General features: G+C 70.3%; 5 protein-coding genes and 1 pseudogene. All 6 read right to left on the bottom strand.

The window, feature by feature from the left end:
* On the bottom strand, positions 1 to 445 hold a 445-nt coding region (fliN, locus tag RMP09_RS21415; protein WP_310568004.1), incomplete at its 3' end, for a flagellar motor switch protein FliN.
* Complete coding sequence (gene fliM, locus RMP09_RS21410) at positions 435 to 1,439, bottom strand: flagellar motor switch protein FliM (RefSeq protein WP_310568003.1); 1,005 nt, start codon at positions 1,437 to 1,439, stop codon at positions 435 to 437. The genes fliN and fliM, both read right to left, overlap by 11 nt.
* A gap of 18 nt (positions 1,440 to 1,457) precedes the next feature.
* The gene (gene fliL / locus RMP09_RS21405) at positions 1,458 to 2,066 is read right to left on the bottom strand and encodes a flagellar basal body-associated protein FliL (RefSeq protein WP_310568002.1); all 609 of its coding nucleotides are present in this window, start codon (positions 2,064 to 2,066) and stop codon (positions 1,458 to 1,460) included.
* A 247-nt stretch (positions 2,067 to 2,313) separates the two neighbouring features.
* On the bottom strand, positions 2,314 to 3,714 hold the full coding sequence (locus tag RMP09_RS21400) for a flagellar hook-length control protein FliK (RefSeq protein WP_310568001.1): 1,401 nt from the start codon (positions 3,712 to 3,714) through the stop codon (positions 2,314 to 2,316).
* Entirely contained in the window at positions 3,711 to 4,187 is a 477-nt protein-coding gene (fliJ, locus tag RMP09_RS21395; RefSeq protein ID WP_310568000.1) for a flagellar export protein FliJ, read from the bottom strand. The genes RMP09_RS21400 and fliJ overlap by 4 nt, the downstream gene beginning before the upstream one ends.
* A pseudogene (locus RMP09_RS21390) lies at positions 4,184 to 4,993 on the bottom strand (flagellum-specific ATP synthase FliI); the annotation flags it as partial. The gene fliJ and the pseudogene RMP09_RS21390, both read right to left, overlap by 4 nt.

Raw genomic sequence — 4,993 nt, 5'->3', positions numbered from 1 at the left:
GCATGCGCTCGGACGGCGTGACGATGTCGGTCAGGCGGATGCCGAACTTGTCGTTGACCACCACCACCTCGCCCTGGGCGATGAGGTAGCCGTTGACCAGCACGTCCATGGGCTCACCGGCCAGGGCGTCGAGTTCGACCACCGAGCCCTGCGCGAGCTGCAGGATGTATTTGATGGGCACCTTGACGCGGCCCAGCTCCACCGAGAGGGTGACCGGGATGTCCAGCACCATCTGGATGTCGGCGCTGCCGCCGCCGGCGCCGCTGCCCGTGCCACCGCCGCCCAGGCCGCTGGACGCGGCGGGCGGGTGGGGCGTGTGGCTGTCGAACGCCGGGGCGCCCTCGGCCTGGCTGCCGGCCTCGCTGGCGGCCTGCTCTTCAAGGGCTTGCGCCCAGTCGTCGGCGATGCTGTCCTGGTTCATGGTCTCTGCGGTATCAGTTGACATAGGAATCTCCCAGCCAGGTCATTTCGGCACCACGCAGCTTGCGGTCGATGCGCAGCGCGTACTTGCCTTTGTGTGTGCCGTACTGGCACTCGAATAAAGGAACCCCTTCGACTTTGGCCTGGATGTTGGGCGCGCGTTCGAGCTCCAGGAAATCGCCCACCTGCATGGCCAGCAGCTGTTCGATGGTGGCCTCGGTCTTGGCGAGTTCGGCCACCATCGTCAGCTCGGCGGCCTGGATCTCGTGGCTCAGCAGCCGCACCCAGCGGCGGTCCATTTCCTGCGCGTCGCCCTGCACGGTGGAGTACAGAACGTCGCGGATGGGTTCGAGCGTCGAATACGGGATGCAGATGTGCATGGAGCCGGTGAGGTCCCCGATCTCCAGCGAGAAACTGGTGCACACCACGATCTCGCCGGGCGTGGCCACGGTGGCGAACTGGGGCTGCATTTCCGAGCGCTGGTAGACCAGCTCCAGCGGGTAGATGCTGGCCCAGGCCTTCTTGTATTCCTCGGCGATCACGGCCACCAGGCGTGTGATCACCCGCTGTTCGGTGGCCGAAAAATCGCGCCCTTCGATGCGCGTCTTGAACTTGCCGCTGCCGCCGAACAGGCTGTCGATCACGCCGAACAGCAGCGTCGGCTCGCACACCACCAGGCCGTTGCCGCGCAGCGGGCGCACGGCCATGATGTTGAAGTTGGTGGGCACCACCAGCTCGCGCAGGAAGGCGCTGTACTTCTGTGCCTTCACCGCGCCGACGGTGATCTCCGGGCTCTTGCGGATGAAGTTGAACAGCCCCATGCGCAGGTTGCGCGAGAAGCGTTCGTTGACGATCTCCATGGTGGGCATGCGCCCACGCACGATGCGTTCCTGGTTCGAGATGTCGTAGCCCCGCACGCCTTCCTTGGCGGGGGCCTCCTTCTCGACCTGCTGACTTTCGCCGGTGACGCCTTCGAGCAGGGCGTCGACCTCGGCCTGGGAGAGAAATGCCTCGGACATGGTCGTGGCCCTGTGTGCTTACTGGACGATGAAGCTGGAGAAGAGCACACCCTGGATGGGGTTGACGACGGCGTGCTTGCGCTTGGCCTTGGTGCTCTTGGACGGCGGCGGGGCTTCGGCTTCCGCGGCGCGTGGGTCTTCGTAGTCGTAGCCCATTACGGCCGAGATCGAACCGATGATGTCCTGCGTCAGATCGGCCTTGCCCTGGATGCCCAGCATCTGCTCGGCCGTGCGCTGCGAGATCAGCATCAGGATGCCGTTGCGGATGGAGGGCATGTAGGCCTTCATGTCCTCGGCGATCTTGGGGTCGTCCAGCTGCAGGGTGATGGCCAGCTGCACAAAGCGGCTGCCGCCCTCGTCGGCCAGGTTCACCACCATGGCGTCCAGCGGCAGGAAGGTGGGCGGGTGCTTGGGGTCGTGCTTGGACGGTGCGGCATCGGCCTCTTCGGATGCATGGGCACCGTCTTCGCCTTCGTCTTCGGCCTGGTTCTTTTTCAAGATGAAGAAGGCGGCGCCGGCGCCGATGAGGGCGAGCACCAGCACACCGATGACGATGAACAGCAGCTTTTTGCTCTTCTTGGGTTGGGCATCGGCCGGGGCCTGGGCGGCGGCAGCAGCAGCGGACATGGTGGGGCTCCAGAAATTCGGACCGGCCCCGAAGACGGGGCGTTGGTCGTCCCCGGTGGCGGGGGCTTGAGGGAATTATTGGAGTCACACCCCCGGCGCGGTCACCGGAAAAGAGCGGGAAAAGCCGCTTATTCGGACGACCCAGGCGCAGCGCGGCGGGGTGTCACGGGCGGCCGTGGGGCGCCCTCTGCGCCGCAAGGCGTGGTCACGGCCCGCGACCGCGCCGGGCGGCCCGTGGCGGGTCGCCTCAGACGAAGAGGTCGAGCGGGCGGCTGCCGTCGGCGCGCGGGCGCGGCGGCTGGGCGGCGGGGGCGCTGGCGTCGGCCTCGCGGGCGGCGCGCTGCGCGGCGTGGGCGGCCGGGCCTTGCGGGGCACGGGCCGGCTGGTCCTGGCCGGCCTGCTGGCCCTGGGCCCCGACCGAGACCGCGCCCAGGTCGATGCCGCTGCGCTGCAGCAGCTCGCCCAGCGAGGCGCCGCCGTCCTGCGCCAGGCTGGCGCGGGTCTGGGCATCGTCGGAACGGAATTCCACGCGCACTTCCTGCCCGGCCATGGACAGCTGGATGTCGATGGCCTGTTCGCCCGGTTCGCCCACACGCACGCTGGCGTGGCGCAGGTGCTGGGCGCTCCAGCCGCCGCTGGCGGCGCTGTCGTCGGCTTCGGCGGCGGCCTGGGCCGCCGCGTCGCCGGTGTCGGGCTGGTCGCTGGCCGAGCTGTGACCTTGCGACAGGTCGGCCGCACCCTCTTGCCCGCCACCGGCCAGGCCACCAGCGCTGACGCCGGGCAGCGCGTCGCCGCGGGCCGCGCCGGTGGACGCCGCGGTGGTGGTTGTGTTGTCACCGCTGGCCGGCTCGAAGCGCTCGTCGAGTTGCACCGTGCTAAGCACCTGCGCTGCGGACATCGCTGCGCCGTCGGCCCCGCTGGAACGGGCGAAGCTGGCCTGGGCAAACACGGTCTGGGAGATCGATGCGTGGGCCGGCGAGGCGCTGGCCAGCGCCTGCGCCGCCGACAGGCCCGCGGCGTGCGGGGCCAGGCCGGTGGTGCTGCGCCAGGCGGTGATGCGCACCGGCGCTGCGCCGCGGGCGGCGTCGGCGGCGGTGGCCGCTTCGGCCGGTGTGTTCGCCAGGGCCAGGGCGGCCAGGGTGTCGGGCGACAGGGTTTCGGGCGCGGGCGTGGCCGTCGGGTCGTTGACTGGGCCAGTGGCCGGGTGGGCGGCGGTCGGAACGCTCAGGCTATCCACCGGTTGGGCCGGGCTGCTGCGGCCGGCCTGACCCGCCGCGGCGGCGGCCACCAGCGAAGCGGGGCCGGCCGGCCCGGACGCCGCAGTGGCGCTGGCCGGCATCGGTGGCACGGGCGCACCGGGCCAGCCCAGCAGGCCGGCCAGCGGGTTCTGGGCGCTGTCCAGGGCCAGGGCGGAGGTGGCCGCGTCGGTGGCGGCCCCGACGCCGGGGTCCAGGGCGGGTGCCAGCGCGTCGGCGGCCAGCTCGCTGCCGGCGCTGAGCAGCGACAGCAGGTTGGCGAACAGGTCGGCCTGGCCGGCTGTGCCATGACCTGGGCGGCCCGGGCCGCGGGTGCTGGCGTTGCCGGCGGCGGTGTGGCCGGTCGCGGCGGCGCCGTGCTGAGCGGAGGGGGTGGGGCCGGTGGTGTTCATGAGCGCATGCCTTGTGCCTGGGCCTGTGCCAGGCTCTGGCGCAGGTGGATGGACAGGGCCATCTCGTCGGTGGCCTTCTGGTCTTGCCGCTGGGCCAGCTGCTGTGCGGCCTGCAGCTTGCGTTCGGTGTATTTGCGCAGGCCCGCCACGTCGCGCTCGGCCACCATCAGCTGGCCCTGGCTGCGGTCGATCAGGGCTTCGCGGTTGGCGATGACGCCGCGCTGGAACTCCAGCGCGTGGTCGATCTTGGCCATGAACTGGCGCTGGTGGAACAGCTGCTGCGCGTCCACGCCGGCGCCGCTGCTGCGGGCCATCCAGCGCTGCTGGGCTTCGTCGGCGTAGGTCTGCAGCTGTTTCAGCTGGTCTTGCGCGATCTGCATTTCGCGTTGCTGCTGGGCCAGCGCGGCGCGCGCTTCATCGCGGCGCTTCTCGGCGATGTCCACCACCTTGTTGAGCGTCTGGATCGCGGTCATGCCTGTCCTTCATAGGGGTTGTGGTGGGGGCGGGCGTTGCGTGGTGCATGGCCCTGGCGCGGCTCGTCCTGCAGCGCCGCGCCCAGCTGCTGCAGGCTGTGTTGCAGCGTCGCGGCTTCGCGCATGTCCTGCATCAGAAAGCGCTGCAGCGCGGGGTAGAGCACGATGGCGCGGTCGGTCTCGGGGTCGCTGCCGGCCACGTAGGCGCCGAGCTGGATCAGGTCGCGGCTCTTCATGAAGCGCGAGTAGTTGTTGCGGAACTTGCGCGCCAGCTCCAGGTGCTGCGGCGTGGCCACGTTGTGCATCACGCGCGAGGCCGAGGCTTCGACGTCGATGGCCGGGTAGTGGCCCGATTCGGCCAGCGCACGCGAGAGCACGATGTGACCGTCCAGGATGGCGCGCGCCGCGTCGGCGATCGGGTCCTGCTGGTCGTCGCCCTCGCTGAGCACGGTGTAGAAGGCGGTGATCGACCCCCGGCCGTTCAGGCCGTTGCCGCTGCGTTCCACCAGCTGCGGCAGCTTGGCGAAACAGCTCGGCGGGTAACCCTTGGTGGCCGGCGGTTCGCCGATGGCCAGGGCGATTTCACGCTGTGCCATCGCGTAGCGGGTCAGCGAGTCCATCAGCAGCAGCACGTGCAGCCCGTCGTCGCGAAAGCGTTCGGCGATGGCGGTGGCGTAGGCTGCGCCCTGCATGCGCACCAGGGGCGGCGCGTCGGCCGGCGCGGCGACCACGACCGCGCGTGCGCGTCCGTCGCCGCCCAGGATGTCTTCGATGAATTCCTTGACCTCGCGGCCACGCTCGCCGAT

Origin of the sequence: Hydrogenophaga sp. (genome assembly GCF_031426985.1) — a bacterium.
Lineage (GTDB): Bacteria > Pseudomonadota > Gammaproteobacteria > Burkholderiales > Burkholderiaceae_C > Hydrogenophaga.
This window is presented reverse-complemented; position numbering and strand designations above follow the sequence as displayed.